Genomic DNA, 13,868 nt, shown 5'->3' on the forward strand with positions numbered 1-13,868 from the left:
GCAGCGTTTTGAAAGGATCCGACCGTGTCCGACCTCGCCAGTCTCGTCCAATCCATCCTCGCGCAGATCAGTGCTGCCGGGGACGAAGCCGCCCTCGAAGCCGTCCGCGTCGCGTCCCTCGGCAAGAAGGGCTCGATCTCCGCCTTGCTTGCGACGCTCGGCAAGATGTCGCCGGACGAGCGCAAGACGCAAGGCGCCGCGATCAACCAGGCCAAGGACGAGGTCACCCAGGCCCTCGCCGCGCGGCGCGACGTGCTGAAGTCGGCGGCGCTCGATGCGCGGCTCGCATCCGAGACCATCGACGTCACCCTGCCGCTGCGCGATGCGCCGACTGAAGCCGGCCGCATCCATCCGCTGAGCCAGGTCTGGGACGAGTTGACGACGATCTTCGCCGACATGGGATTCTCGGTCGCGGAAGGCCCCGACATCGAGACCGACGACTACAACTTCACCAAGCTGAATTTCCCGGAAGGCCATCCCGCCCGCGAGATGCACGACACCTTCTTCTTCCATCCGAAGGAGGACGGCTCGCGCATGCTGCTGCGAACCCACACCTCGCCGGTGCAGGTGCGCACCATGCTGAGCCAGAAGCCGCCGATCCGCGTGATCTGCCCGGGCCGCACCTACCGCATCGATTCGGACGCGACCCACACGCCGCAATTCCACCAGGTCGAAGGCCTCGTCATCGACAAGCACTCGCATCTCGGCCACCTCAAATGGATCCTGCACGAGTTCTGCAAGGCGTTCTTCGAGGTCGATCACATCAACATGCGCTTCCGGCCGTCGTTCTTCCCGTTCACCGAGCCGTCGCTGGAAGTCGACATCCAGTGCCGCCGCGACAAGGGCGAGATCCGCTTCGGCGAGGGCGAGGACTGGCTCGAGATTCTCGGCTGCGGCATGGTGCATCCGAACGTGCTACGCGCCTGCGGCATCGATCCCGACGAGTACCAGGGCTTTGCCTGGGGCATGGGTATCGACCGCATCGCCATGCTGAAATACGGCATCGCCGATTTGCGCCAGCTGTTCGACAGCGACGTCCGCTGGCTGTCCCATTACGGCTTCAAGCCGCTCGAACTGCCGACGCTTGCGGGAGGACTGAGCTCGTGAAATTCACCCTCTCCTGGCTGAAGGATCATCTCGACACCGACGAGCCCCTGGAAAAGCTCGCCGACAAGCTCACTATGATCGGGCTCGAGGTCGAGAACATCGAGGACAAGGCGAAGGCGCTGAAGCCGTTCACCATCGCGAAGGTGATCTCGGCCGAGCAGCATCCGAATGCAGATCGCCTGCGCGTCTGCATGGTCGACACCGGCGATGGTGGCGCACCGGTGCAGGTCGTGTGCGGCGCGCCGAATGCGCGCACGGGCCTGGTCAGCGTGTTCTCGCCTCCGGGCACCTACATTCCCGGCAAGGACATCACGCTCGGTGTCGGCACCATCCGCGGCGTCGAGAGCCGCGGCATGCTGTGCTCGGCGGCCGAACTCCAGATCTCCAACGACCATGACGGCATCATGGAGCTGCCGGCGGATGCGCCGATCGGCGCGGCATACGCCGCATGGGCGGGCCTCGGCGATCCCGTGGTCGAGATCAATCTGACGCCGAACCGACAGGACTGCACCGGCGTGCACGGCATCGCCCGCGATCTTGCCGCGGCCGACATGGGCAAGTTCAAGGACCCCACGATCAAGCCGATCAAGGGTGAATTCCCGTGCCCCGTGAAGGTCGCGGTCGAGGACGCCACGCTGTGTCCGGGCTTCGCGTTGCGCCTGGTGCGCGGGGTGAAGAACGGGCCGTCGCCGGAATGGCTGCAGAAGCGGCTGACCGCGATCGGGCTGCGTCCGATCAATGCGCTGGTCGACATCACCAACTTCATGACCTACGACCGCGCGCGCCCGCTGCACGTGTTCGACGCCAAGAAGGTGAAGGGCAATCTCGTGGTGCGCCGCGCCCGCGACGGCGAGACGCTGCTGGCGCTCGACGGCCGCACCTACAATCTCGATCCCGCCATCTGCGTGATCGCGGACGAGCACGGCGTCGAATCGCTCGCCGGCATCATGGGCGGCGAAGCCTCGGGCTGCGACGAGAACACCACCGACGTGCTGATCGAATCGGCGCTGTGGAACGAGATCAACATCGCCCAGACCGGGCGCAAGCTCGGCATCAATTCGGACGCGCGCTACCGCTTCGAGCGCGGCGTCGATCCGGCCTTCATGGTGCCGGGACTGGAGCTCGCCACCAAGCTCGTGATGGAAATATGCGGCGGCGCGCCGTCCGAGAACGTCGTGGTCGGAAAGGCCTTCGGCGACGACCGGGTGATCGATTTTCCTGTTACCGAGGTCAAGCGGCTCTCCGGCATCGAGGTGCCGCAGCCGGAGATGAAGCGCATCCTGACCCATCTCGGCTTCATGATGGCCGGCCCGGGTCCGGTGGTGAAGATCGCGGTGCCCTCGTGGCGCACCGATGTGCATGGCAAGGCCGACATCGTCGAAGAGATCGTGCGCATCTACGGCGTCGACAAGGTGCCGATGACGCCGTTCGAGCGCGGCGAGGACGCGCGCAAGCCGGTGCTGACGCCGCTGCAGCTCCGCACCCGTCGCGCCAGGCGCGCACTCGCGAGCCGCGGCATCATCGAAGCGGTGACCTGGTCCTTCATCACGAAGTCTGCGGCAACCCTGTTCGGCGGCGGCCAGCGCGAGCTCGAAGTGGCCAACCCGATCGCCTCGGATCTCTCCGACATGCGGCCGACCCTGTTGGCGGGCCTGATCGCGGCGGCGCAGGCCAACGCCGATCGCGGCTTCGGCGATGTCGCGCTGTTCGAGGTCGGCCAGCTGTTCAAGGGCGACCGCCCGCAGGATCAGTTCATGGCGGCCAGCGGCGTTCGGCGCGGCTTTGCTTCGTCCGAAGGTCTGGGACGGCACTGGTCGGGTTCGGCGCAGGCCGAATTGTTCGACGCCAAGGCCGACGCGCTCGCGGTGCTTGCCGTTGCCGGTGCACCGATGCAGGCGCTGCAGATCGTCGCGGGCGGACCAGCCTGGTTGCATCCGGGGCGTTCCGGCACGATCCAGATCGGCCCGCAGAACGTGCTCGGCTATTTCGGCGAGATGCATCCGAGCGCGCTCGAGGCGCTCGGCGCCGACGGCCCGCTGATGGTGTTCGAGGTGATCCTCGACCGCATCCCCGAGGCGAAGAAGAAGCCGACCCGCGCCAAGCCCGTGATCGAGCTGTCGGCCTTCCAGCCGGTGTCGCGCGATTTCGCCTTCATCGTCGACCGCACCATCAAGGCCGGCGACATCGTTCGCGCCGCGCAAGGCGTCGACAAGAAGCTGATCACCGGCGTGAATGTCTTCGACGTCTACGAGGGCAAGGGCATCGATGACGGCAAGAAGTCGATCGCGATCGCCGTGACGATCCAGCCGCGCGAGAAGACGCTGACCGATCAGGAGATCGAGGCCGTCGCCGGGAAGATCGTGGCGGAAGTCACGAAGAAGACCGGCGGCGTCTTGCGCGGATGACCCTTGCGGATGTTCTTCCGAAGGACGTCAGCCTCACCGTTGCGATGGCGCTCTGCGCCGTCGCTTTCGTTTCGGGCACCGCGCGCGGCTTCTCCGGCTTCGGCTCGGCGCTGATCTTCATGCCGCTGGCGAGCAGCATCGCGGCGCCGCGTCTCGTTGCCGCGCTGCTCCTGGTGATCGATTTCGTCGCGGCCCTGCCGCTGCTGCCCGACGCGTGGCGGAAGGCGGACCGCAAGGCCACCGCGGTAATCGTGCTGGGCGCGCTGGTCGGCGTGCCGGTGGGCACCTATTTCCTCAGCGTGCTCGAGCCCGTCACCACGCGCTGGATCATCTCCTGCTTCGTCGCTGCGCTGTTGCTGCTGCTGCTGTCCGGCTGGCGCTATCGCGGCAAGGACCACGCCTGGCTCTCGGTCGGCATCGGCGGCCTCTCGGGCTTCTGTAGCGGTCTGGCGCAGACCGGCGGCCCGCCGATCGTCGGCTACTGGCTCGGCCGCCCCATCGCGCCGATCGTCGCGCGCGCCAATATCGTGCTGTTCTTCGGCGCGTCGGATTTCTTCTCGATGGTCAGCTACGCGACGACCGGCCTGATCTCACGCGAATCGCTGGTGCTGTCGCTGATCGTCGGCCCGGTCTATGCGATCGGCGTCGCGTTCGGTGCGTCGCTGTTCGGCCGCGCCAGCGAAAAAGTGTTTCGCGCGATTTGCTACGGTCTGATCGCGATGGCGGTGATCGCGGGGCTGCCGGTGCTGGACGGGATTTTGCGGTAACAATCTCCGCGGTCGTCCCTGCGAAAGCAGGGACCCATACCGTGTGATTTGTCGATAAGCGCAGGTGGCAGTACCGACCAAGGACCCCTAACTGCTAGCTTTCGCCAAACCACTCCCTGTGGTTATGGGTCCCCTGCGTTCGCAGGGACGACAGCGGAGTGTTTGGCGACTTAATTGTCCTACTGTCGAGGCGCGCGGCGCTTCTTCGTCGACTGCGTCGGCACGTCGGCCGACTCGTCCTTGAGCGCGCCGATCTTGCGCAAGGCCACATCGGCTGCGCGCTCACCGCTTTCCCAGGCGCCGTCGACGGTGCCCCACAGCGTCTCGTGCGTGGCTTCGCCGGCGAGAAACATGTTGCCGATCGGCTCGGTCAGGATTTTTCGCGAGAGCTGCCCGCCGGGCGAGGCCGCCGACATCGCGCCCATCACGAAGGGCGAGGCGTTCCAGCGCGTCGCGGTGGTCTTCTGCACGGCGGCCGCCGCCTCGCTGCCGAACAGCTTCGTGATCCATTCCCTGGCGAAGGCGACCATCGCCTTCTCGCCCTGCTCGGAGAGATCGCGGCCGAACGAGCCGCCGACATCGATCGAACACAGTGAAGAGCCGCCGATATTGGCGAGCATCAGCGCCGTGCGCGTCGAATTGCTCTGCTCGATGAGGATGTCGTCGCGCGAGAGCCCCAGCGGATTACCCGGCAGTTGCAGCACAATGCGATCGTAGCTGCCGAGCGTGAGCTTCGACGCCGCATCGAGCGTGCGCTTGGGAATATCAGGCCCGAACTTGATCGCGCCCGACGTCAGCACGTTGGTCGAGACCGTGACGATGGCGGCGCGTGCGGCGATCCTGCCGGATGGCGTCTCCACGCTGACATCGCGATTGCTCCAGACAATCCTGCTCACCGGCGTCGCCAGCGCCACCGGCGCCTGTTCGCCGAGCCTGGTGATCAGGGTCCCCAGGCCCTGGCGGCAGGCGATCGCGGTGTTGCGGTCCTGCGCACGCGCCTTGTCGATCGCCGACAGCTCCTTGAGGTCTTTGCCCGCAAAGCTCGCACCGAGCACGAATTCGGCCGCACCGGCCCAGTCACCGAGATCCTTCGGCAGCACCGAGGCGCAGGCCGTATCGAGCTTGCCGCGTCCGGCCTCGTCGATGGCGCGGTTGGCGCGCACCAGCGCCGCCAGGAACTGTTCGGTCTCGCCCGCGCGCGCATTGCGGCGGCCGATACGCATCTTCTGGCCAGTCGGTGCCGGCAGGACGTCGAGCCCGGCACTGCGCGCCAGCCGGATCATCGGATTGGTCTCGGGATTGTGCATCCAGCGCGCGCCGCGATCGAACGGCACGTCGAAGGTCGTGCTGTCCGTGACGCAGCGGCCGCCGATCTGGGATGCCGCTTCCACGACCACGACCTTGCGGTTGGCCGCCATGATGCGCCGCGCCGCGGCAATTCCGGCCGCTCCCGCACCGATCACGACGATGTCGGCCTCGCGCGGCAGGGGTGCGGCAGTCGCGCGCAGGACCGGCATCGCGGCAAGAGCCGCCGACGCCGATAGGAAGCTGCGGCGCGTGATTGTCATGTCATGGTTTCCGGGAACTTGCGGCGAACGGGAACAGCCCGCGAACCTTGCTGCATCTGGTGTCGCACGGCAACCATCATGGTGAATCAATCGTGCTTGATCTCACAGAGTGATGAACCGAATTGCAACACGTTTCGACCATGATAGAGAAGGGAAAAAGACGGCCGGAAAAGGCCGTGGGGGGAGTTTGAAATGGGGACGGTTCTGGACTCAGTCGGCAAGCTGATTGCCGCGTACCTCTCGAAGGAGGTGCCGGGCTACGAGCCGTTCACGCCGAGCGACCCGGAGCACCTGCGCGGCGTCATCGAGCCCGGCGACGTGCTGCTAGTCGAGGGCAACAACCGCATCTCCGGCATCATCAAATATCTGACGCAATCGACCTGGTCCCATGCCGCGCTCTATGTTGGTCCGGTCGAGGGCGCCACGGAGCCCAATGGCGAGCCGCATGTGCTGATCGAGGCCAATATCGGCGAGGGCGTCACCTCGGCGCCGCTGTCGAAATATTTCCCGTATCACACCCGTGTCTGCCGCCCGGTCGGGCTGTCCTATGAGGACCGCACCACGGTCTGCCGCTATGCGATCAACCGCATCGGCTTCGGCTACGACACCAAGAACATCGTCGACCTGATGCGCTTCCTGTTCCCGCTGCCGATCCCGCAACGCTGGCGGCGGCGCATGATCTCGATCGGCTCGGGCGATCCGACAAAAATCATCTGCTCGGCGCTGATCGCGCAGGCCTTCGATGCCGTGCGCTATCCGATCCTGCCGAAGATCACCAAGGCCGGCAGCCGCGCCGCCCGCCGCGAGATCCTGCACATCCGCGATTCCTCGCTCTACATGCCCCGCGACTTCGACATCTCGCCCTATTTCGAAGTCGTCAAACCCACCATCGTGCACGGCTTCGACTACACCGCGCTGCACTGGGCCGACAAGCAGAAGCCGCTCGAGGAGGTAGCGGGCACATTCAGTGTGTTTCCAGAAACGCTCAGTGCGCCGCCGCTCGTTCCTGAGACGGTTGACGAAGAAGCGCCGACTGAAGTTCCGGCTGAAGAAGTGAGCGCGCAGCCCGCGGAGATGGGCGCCATCTGCTCCGAGCATTTTGTGCTGCTGAACGAACTGGCGATGTACCGCGCGCGGGGACGCGCGCAGGAGATGGCGGCGTAAGCATCGCGCCTGCCGTCGTTCCGGCAAAGGCCAGGAGAGACGTTGCACCGCTCTTTCCACCGTCATTGCGAGCGTAGCGAAGCAATCCAGAGTCCCTCGGCGGAGGCAATCTGGATTGCTTCGTCGCTGCGCTCCTCGCAATGACGATGGTGAGAGCCTACCGTTCCGCCCGCCCGATCACCGCCATCAGCTCCGCGATCTTCTCGCGCTGATCGGCCTTGTCGCCGCTCGCGATCGCGTGCTCGACGCAATGGGCGACGTGATCCTTCAGAACCTCTTCCTCGACCCGGCGCAGCGCGGCACGCACGGCCGAAATCTGCGTCACGATGTCGATGCAATAGCGGTCCTCCTCGACCATCTTCGAGAGGCCGCGAACCTGACCCTCGATCCGGCCAAGACGTTTTCCGACGGATGCCTTGATGTCCTTGCGCATGCGCTCTATATACCCCCCTAGGGTATATGTTGCAAGGCCGGAGCATGGCAATGAACGACGCCGAAAACGGGCACCATCACACGTCGGAAACATCGTCCGGATGCGGCTGTTCCGCCAAGGCTGCTCCCGAGGCCGCCCCCACGGGTGCTCCGCCAGCCGACAAGCCCGCGGCGTCCTCCTGCTGCGGCGGGCACGGCGATCATGCCCAGCACCACGCGCATGACCATGGCGCCGCCGCGACCACAGTCCTCGACCCCGTCTGCGGCATGACGGTCGATCCCGCCACCTCGAAGCATCACCACACACATCACGGCGAGACCTTCCATTTCTGCTCGGCCGGCTGCCGCACCAAATTCGCCGCCGATCCCGCAAAGTATCTCGTCAGAGAGAAGGCGCCCGAACCCGAGATGCCCGCGGGCACGATCTACACCTGCCCGATGCATCCGGAGATCCGCCAGATCGGACCCGGCAGCTGCCCGATCTGCGGCATGGCGCTGGAGCCGGAGGTCGCGAGCCTGGAGACGGGACCCAATCCCGAGCTTGCCGACATGACGCGGCGGTTCTGGATCGGTGGCGCGCTGGCGCTGCCGGCGGTGGTGCTGGAGATGGGCGGCCATCTCGCCGGACCACACGACTGGATCGATCCGGCGCTGTCGAACTGGATCCAGCTCGTCGTCACCACGCCCGCCGTGCTGTGGGCCGGCTGGCCGTTCTTCGTCCGCGGCTGGCAGTCTCTGGTCACCCGCAACCTCAACATGTTCACGCTGATCGCGATGGGCACGGGCGTCGCCTATCTCTACAGCATCGTCGCGACTGTCGTGCCGCAGATCTTCCCGGCGGCCTTCCGCAGTCATGATGGTGCCGTTGCCGTCTATTTCGAGCCCGCCGCTGTGATCACCGTGCTGGTGCTGCTCGGCCAGGTGCTGGAGCTGCGCGCCCGTGACGCGACGTCGGGTGCGATCAAGGCGCTGTTGCAGCTTGCGCCAAAAACCGCGCGCCGCGTCGATGCCGATGGCGGCGAGCACGAGGTCGAGATCGATGCGCTCCACGCCGGCGACCATTTGCGCGTCCGCCCAGGCGAGAAGGTGCCGGTCGACGGAATTATCCTCGAGGGACGCTCCGCGCTCGACGAATCCCTCGTCACCGGCGAATCCATGCCGGTCACCAAGGAGCCAGGTGCAAAAGTGATCGCCGGGACGCTCAACCAATCGGGCGGCTTCATCATGCGCGCCGACAAGGTCGGGCGCGAGACGCTGCTGTCGCAGATCGTGCAGATGGTCGCCGACGCGCAGCGCTCGCGCGCGCCGATCCAGCGGCTGGCCGACCAGGTCGCTGGCTGGTTCGTGCCGACCGTGATCGCCGTCGCCATCGCCGCCTTTGCCGCCTGGGCCTGGTTCGGACCGGAGCCGCGGCTGGCGTTCGGCCTCGTTGCCGCCGTCAGCGTGCTGATCATCGCCTGCCCCTGTGCGCTCGGCCTGGCGACCCCGATGTCGATCATGGTCGGCGTCGGCCGCGGCGCGCAGGCGGGCGTGCTGATCAAGAACGCCGAGGCGCTGGAGCGGATGGAGAAGATCGACACGCTGGTGGTCGACAAGACCGGCACGCTGACCGAGGGCAAGCCCAAGGTGGTCGCGATCGTCCCGGCTGCCGGCTTTGCGGAGGACGACATCCTCCGCATTGCGGCCAGCGTCGAGCGCGCCAGCGAGCATCCTTTGGCCGACGCCATCATGCGCGCCGCGAAAGAGAAGCAACTCACCCTCGCTCAGGTCGAACAGTTCGACTCGCCGACGGGCAAGGGCGCGACCGGAATAATCGACGGCAGGAGCATCGTGCTCGGCAACGCAAGATATCTGGTGTCGATCGGCATCGACACCAGGGCGCTCGATGCCGAGGCCGAACGCATGCGCCAGGACGGCGCCACCGTGATCAACATGGCCGTCGACGGCAAGCTGGCCGGCCTGTTCGCGATCGCCGATCCGGTCAAGGCCTCGACCCCGGAAGCGCTGAAAGCGCTGGCCGATGAAGGCATCAAGGTCATCATGCTGACCGGCGACAATCGCACGACGGCGGAAGCGGTGGCGCGCCGGCTCGGTATCGCCGAGGTCGAGGCCGAGGTTCTGCCCGACCAGAAGAGCGCGGTGGTGACGAAGCTGCAAAAGGCCGGGCGCAGCGTCGCGATGGCGGGCGACGGCGTCAACGACGCGCCCGCACTGGCCGCCGCCGAGGTCGGCATCGCCATGGGCACCGGCACGGACGTGGCGATGGAGAGCGCCGGCGTCACCCTGCTGGGCGGTGATCTCACCGGCATCGTGCGTGCGCGAAGACTGTCGCAGGCAACCATGAGCAACATCCGGCAAAACCTGTTCTTCGCCTTCATCTACAACGCCGCCGGCATTCCGATCGCGGCCGGCATCCTCTATCCCGCGTTCGGCATCCTGCTGTCCCCGATCATCGCCGCGGCGGCGATGGCGCTGTCCTCGGTGAGCGTGGTCGGGAATGCGCTGCGGCTGCGCGGGACCCGGCTGTGAGGATGACGGTGCGCTCCCTCGCCCCGTTCTTACGGGGTGAGGGGCCGCTTCCGCGACCACGGTGACAATTGGACTCGTGGAGAGTCCCCCTCACCCGGAATTCAAGCTACGCTTGAACTCCGACCTCTCCCCGCAAGCGGGGCGAGGTAACAAGAGCGGTACGCGCGGAGAGGACCTGATGCAGCGGATTACGATCACGATCGAGGACGATTTGTTGGCGGAGATCGACGCGGCAGCGGAAGCGCGCGGCTACCAGAACCGCTCCGAGATCATCCGCGATCTCGCGCGTGCCGGCCTGCAACAGAGCGCCGAGGACACCGCGCAGACCGGCCCCTGCGTCGCCGGCCTCGTCTACGTCTACGACCACGCCGCGCGCGATCTCTCGAAACGCCTGGTGCAGGAATTCCACGGCCACCACGACCTCGCGCTGGCCACCCTGCATGTCCATCTCGACGATAACAATTGCATGGAGATGACGGCGCTGCGCGGCGACGCCTCCGAGGTCAAGCATTTCGCCGACCACATCATCGCCGAGCGCGGCGTCCGCTACGGCCGCGTGGTGATGATCCCGACGGGTGAAGGGAAGCAGGCGAAGGCGCGCAAGCACGGGCACCGGCACGAGTAGTTCTTCTCCCTCGCCCCGCTTGCGGGGAGAGGGTCGGGGTGGGGGGGAGCCTCCGCGGGGGCGGTACCAGTTGGACTCGCGGAGACTCCCCCTCACCCGGATCGCATCGATCCGGCCTCTCCCCGCACGCGGGGAGAGGCGACGACAAACCTCACGCCGAGAGTAAATTCTGCAGCGCTTCGCCGTTGGGGACGCCGAGGCCTGAGCAGGCGTCCCAGCCGGGGCCGGCCTTGTACATGCCGTGCAAATCGCCGGTGATGTCATTGTTGCCGACCGTGATGTCGCGGAACACGCCTTGCGTGTGCGCGGCGTAGATCAGCGGGTTGATGAAGCCGACGGTCTTGCCGAATTTCTTCGTCGTCGCCTCGTTGATGCGGGCGATCAACCCCGCCATCAGCGGCGCCACGGCACTTGTGCCGCCGATGGTGGTGCCGACGCCGTTGAGGAAGATCTGGTAGCCGGTCGCGGGATCGGCATCGCCGGCAACATCGGGCACCCCGCGGCCGTTGTGATGCGTCGGTGATTTCGGCACATGGGCCTGGGCCTGGTATTGCGGCCGCGGGAACACGACGCTGACACCGCCGCCGCCTGCGCCGCCCTGCGGCCCGCCGTTCCAGACCACTTCGTTGATATCGCCGTTCGGCGCCTTCAGATTGGTGCCGCCGCAGGCGAGTGCAAACGGGCTCGAGGCCGGGAAATCTGCATGTGGCTTGCCGTCCCAGTCCGCGCCCATGTCAGCCGAACCATTGTCGCCGGAGGCAACGCAGACGGTGACGCCCATCGCGGCGGCGTCGCGGATCGCCTCGTTCAGGCCGTCGACGAATTGCTGCGAGCCTTCCTGGTCTTCCGGCCCGCCCCAGCTGATCGAGATCACCGAAGGTTTTCGCGCGGTGTCGTGGACGGCGGCCTTGACCGCATCGATGAAGCCGTTGGTGGTGTTGGGCGCGAAATAGACCACGATCCTGGCGCCGGGCGCGATCGCACCGGCCACCTCGATGTCGAGCACGACCTCGCCGTCGGCGTCCGAATGGCCGGGCTTGTTGGCGCCGCCGTCGACGCTCGCGGGTGCGATCTTCGGCATCGGGATGCCCGCCTTCTTGAAGAAGGTGCGCAGGTCTGACGTTTTGTAGCCGGCGCCCGTGGGATGGCCCTTCTGGTCGATGTCGTTGAGCTCGATGATGGCGATGCACTGGCCGGCGCCGGTCTCGCCGCCGGGGAAATTGTAGAGCTGGGCGATCTGATCGACCGAGAAGCTGCCGCCCTGCGCGGCGCGTGCGGCTGCGCCCTTCTGCGGCAGCTTGCGGCGGAAGTGGGGTTGCGCCACCGGCCGGTTGTCCAGGCCGTGCACGCCGACCACGATACCTGCGAGCTCGGCCGGGATCTGCACGCTGCCTTTACGCATGCGATGGGTCGCGCCCTCGTATCTGACCTTGTTGAGCTTGACGCCGAAGGCTGCGCTCATGGCCTTCACCGTCCCGGTCAGCTTCACGGTGCGGGACGCCAGATGCACGCTCTTGACGTTGAGATCGTGGTGATGCGCGAAATCGTCGATCTTGGCGACGTCGGCGGTATCCGCGCCCATCTCTGCGCCGAACTCGGCACGCGAGAGATACTGCCGCTCGCGCGGCGGTTGCGCGCCGAGCGTCATCACCTGCTCATCGTCGGCACGCTTCGCGCGCAGGCGAACGCTGATCTCGATTTCCTGCTTGGGATCGGCCGCGCCGACGAGCTTGGCCCCCTTCGGCAATTTCCGTGCGCTGTTCGCCAGCGTCACGCGCGTGGTCGAGCTTGCCATGACTTCCTCCGTTTGTGATTGGAAGGCAGATTGTCGCACCTCAACTATAGGTGTAATCTCAAACCCAAATTGGTTCAGGCATTTGAACGATATTTTTTCAGAAAACCTCTTGTTTGGCAGGGGCAACATCCGACTGGCTCAGATCGGCACGGAATCGGTCAATATTCACGACCATTCGACGACAAGGATTTCGATTTAAAATTGCAACCGTTGGCTTGTCTGGCCGACCAACGGAAGACGTTTGTCGAAATCAGACGTCTGGAAATCAATTTGGCGGAGACAATGCGATGCGTGCTGACCGCAAATGGGTTGAGAGAAATCTCGGTTTCGATCCGATCACGACGCCGCCCCCGCCCGACACCTTCGCGGTGAAACGCGTGGCCAAGGGCGCGGTGAAGAAATCCGCGAAGGTCACGACCGAAGACTTTCGGCGCGAGATCATCGATTTCGATTCCGAGTCGAGCGAGGGCCGCGAGTTCATGGCCTTCTCGACCTCGACCGGGCTGTCGCGCTTCACCGACATTGCCTGGCCGAAGGGGCTGGCGCCGCAAACCGGGCCGAAGCCGAAGGGCAACGGCAAGGGACCGCTACCGCGCGCCGACGTGCTGGTCGTGACCTGGACCGTCGACGAGGGCCACGCCCTCAGCCGCGTGCTGACGCCGGGCAAGGACTCCCGCAACGATTACGTACCCTATACGCATAATTACGCGGCCATCTCCAAGAAGATGCGCAACGGCTGTCCGGCCAAGGAGCTGAAACGGCTCGGCACCTACTGGACCACCACGATCGGCAAGAAGAAGGTCGTCATCTTCAAATCCGATTCGCACATGTCGCAGGACGGCCCGCAGCTGCCGAACATCGACGTCTGGCGCCAGATCATCACCGAGGTGCAGCCGAGTCTCGTGATCACCACCGGTACGGCGGGCGGCATCGGCAAGGAATTCGAGGTCGGCGACGTCGTCGTCAGTCCGATCGTTCGCTTCGACTGCCTATCGAAGTTCAAGAAGCAGCCATTCGCGCAGGAGCATTTTTCCAGCCGATCCGCCGTGACGAAGAAGTTCGCGCAGGCCAAGACGCTGTTCAAGGCCAATGCCGGGCAATTGCCGAAGGACAATACAAGGGCGCCGAAGATCTTCGTCGTGAAGCCGAGCGGCCTGTCCTCCTCCGTGGTCACCACCGACTTCTTCGGCTTCGACACCTCGGACGACCACTTCCATCTCCAGGGGCTCGGCGACGTCTCCGAGATGGGCGATGCCATCCTTGGCCTAGTCGCGCAGGAGATGGGCGAGAAGGCACCGCGCTGGCTCGCGATCCGCAACGTCTCCGATCCGCAGATCAAGGCCGAAGGCACCCTGCAGCAGCAGGAGCAGATCGCGGCCCAGATCTACAAGGGGTTCGGCCGCTGGAGCACGGTCTGTAGCGCCATCACCTGCTGGGCCAGCATCGCGGCGGAGCCGTAGCGAGCGATCCGGCCAG

The 13,868-nt window shown here is 65.7% G+C and carries 10 protein-coding genes; 7 read left to right on the forward strand and 3 right to left on the reverse strand.

Annotated elements, in window-relative coordinates; translation table 11 throughout:
* The first annotated feature begins 24 nt into the window (after window positions 1–24).
* From pheS to AB7245_RS00830, 3 genes are read left to right on the forward strand one after another with little or no spacing between them, the layout of a single operon-like run.
* Window positions 25–1,107: a phenylalanine--tRNA ligase subunit alpha gene (pheS, locus tag AB7245_RS00820; protein WP_063980225.1), complete on the forward strand. Its 1,083-nt coding sequence runs from the start codon at window positions 25–27 to the stop codon at window positions 1,105–1,107.
* Window positions 1,104–3,512: a phenylalanine--tRNA ligase subunit beta gene (gene pheT / locus AB7245_RS00825; RefSeq protein ID WP_063980226.1), complete on the forward strand. Its 2,409-nt coding sequence runs from the start codon at window positions 1,104–1,106 to the stop codon at window positions 3,510–3,512. Before pheS ends, pheT begins: the two co-directional genes overlap by 4 nt.
* Window positions 3,509–4,279 carry a sulfite exporter TauE/SafE family protein gene (locus AB7245_RS00830; RefSeq protein WP_231143742.1) on the forward strand — a complete coding sequence of 257 codons (771 nt, stop codon included), beginning with the start codon at window positions 3,509–3,511 and terminating at the stop codon, window positions 4,277–4,279. The genes pheT and AB7245_RS00830 overlap by 4 nt, the downstream gene beginning before the upstream one ends.
* A 179-nt stretch (window positions 4,280–4,458) precedes the next feature.
* Here the strand turns inward: AB7245_RS00830 and AB7245_RS00835 are convergent, their stop codons facing one another.
* On the reverse strand, window positions 4,459–5,847 hold the full coding sequence (locus AB7245_RS00835; RefSeq protein ID WP_439033825.1) for a flavin monoamine oxidase family protein: 1,389 nt from the start codon (window positions 5,845–5,847) through the stop codon (window positions 4,459–4,461).
* A 192-nt stretch (window positions 5,848–6,039) separates the two neighbouring features.
* Between AB7245_RS00835 and AB7245_RS00840 the strand changes: the two genes are divergently transcribed.
* On the forward strand, window positions 6,040–7,011 hold the full coding sequence (locus AB7245_RS00840; protein WP_063980228.1) for a YiiX/YebB-like N1pC/P60 family cysteine hydrolase: 972 nt from the start codon (window positions 6,040–6,042) through the stop codon (window positions 7,009–7,011).
* Window positions 7,012–7,168: 157 nt separating this feature from the next.
* Here AB7245_RS00840 and AB7245_RS00845 read toward each other — a convergent pair whose 3' ends face one another.
* On the reverse strand, window positions 7,169–7,444 hold the full coding sequence (locus AB7245_RS00845) for a metal-sensitive transcriptional regulator (RefSeq protein ID WP_007598521.1): 276 nt from the start codon (window positions 7,442–7,444) through the stop codon (window positions 7,169–7,171).
* A gap of 50 nt (window positions 7,445–7,494) precedes the next feature.
* Between AB7245_RS00845 and AB7245_RS00850 the strand changes: the two genes are divergently transcribed.
* Window positions 7,495–9,972: a heavy metal translocating P-type ATPase gene (locus AB7245_RS00850; protein WP_439033826.1), complete on the forward strand. Its 2,478-nt coding sequence runs from the start codon at window positions 7,495–7,497 to the stop codon at window positions 9,970–9,972.
* A 178-nt stretch (window positions 9,973–10,150) separates the two neighbouring features.
* A complete protein-coding gene (gene nikR, locus AB7245_RS00855) occupies window positions 10,151–10,597 on the forward strand; it encodes a nickel-responsive transcriptional regulator NikR (RefSeq protein ID WP_063980230.1) in 447 nt (148 codons plus the stop codon).
* 151 nt (window positions 10,598–10,748) lie between these two features.
* On the opposite strand, the gene AB7245_RS00860 is transcribed toward nikR, so the two are convergent.
* Window positions 10,749–12,392: a S53 family peptidase gene (locus AB7245_RS00860; protein WP_063980231.1), complete on the reverse strand. Its 1,644-nt coding sequence runs from the start codon at window positions 12,390–12,392 to the stop codon at window positions 10,749–10,751.
* 287 nt (window positions 12,393–12,679) lie between these two features.
* Here AB7245_RS00860 and AB7245_RS00865 point away from each other — a divergent pair, with 287 nt between their 5' ends.
* Window positions 12,680–13,852: a phosphorylase family protein gene (locus AB7245_RS00865; RefSeq protein ID WP_063980232.1), complete on the forward strand. Its 1,173-nt coding sequence runs from the start codon at window positions 12,680–12,682 to the stop codon at window positions 13,850–13,852.
* The last annotated feature ends 16 nt before the right edge of the window (window positions 13,853–13,868 follow it).

This window comes from Bradyrhizobium sp. 604_D8_N2_3 (assembly GCF_051810765.1).
Classification (GTDB): domain Bacteria; phylum Pseudomonadota; class Alphaproteobacteria; order Rhizobiales; family Xanthobacteraceae; genus Bradyrhizobium; species Bradyrhizobium barranii.

What these genes read in the sequence shown, in the direction of transcription:
- AB7245_RS00865 (WP_063980232.1), top strand. Translation starts at nt 12,680, where the DNA reads ATGCGTGCTGACCGCAAATGGGTTGAGAGAAATCTCGGTTTCGATCCG.
- nikR (WP_063980230.1), top strand. Translation starts at nt 10,151, where the DNA reads ATGCAGCGGATTACGATCACGATCGAGGACGATTTGTTGGCGGAGATC.
- AB7245_RS00860 (WP_063980231.1), bottom strand. Translation starts at nt 12,392, where the DNA reads ATGGCAAGCTCGACCACGCGCGTGACGCTGGCGAACAGCGCACGGAAA.
- AB7245_RS00835 (WP_439033825.1), bottom strand. Translation starts at nt 5,847, where the DNA reads ATGACAATCACGCGCCGCAGCTTCCTATCGGCGTCGGCGGCTCTTGCC.
- AB7245_RS00850 (WP_439033826.1), top strand. Translation starts at nt 7,495, where the DNA reads ATGAACGACGCCGAAAACGGGCACCATCACACGTCGGAAACATCGTCC.
- AB7245_RS00845 (WP_007598521.1), bottom strand. Translation starts at nt 7,444, where the DNA reads ATGCGCAAGGACATCAAGGCATCCGTCGGAAAACGTCTTGGCCGGATC.
- AB7245_RS00830 (WP_231143742.1), top strand. Translation starts at nt 3,509, where the DNA reads ATGACCCTTGCGGATGTTCTTCCGAAGGACGTCAGCCTCACCGTTGCG.
- AB7245_RS00840 (WP_063980228.1), top strand. Translation starts at nt 6,040, where the DNA reads ATGGGGACGGTTCTGGACTCAGTCGGCAAGCTGATTGCCGCGTACCTC.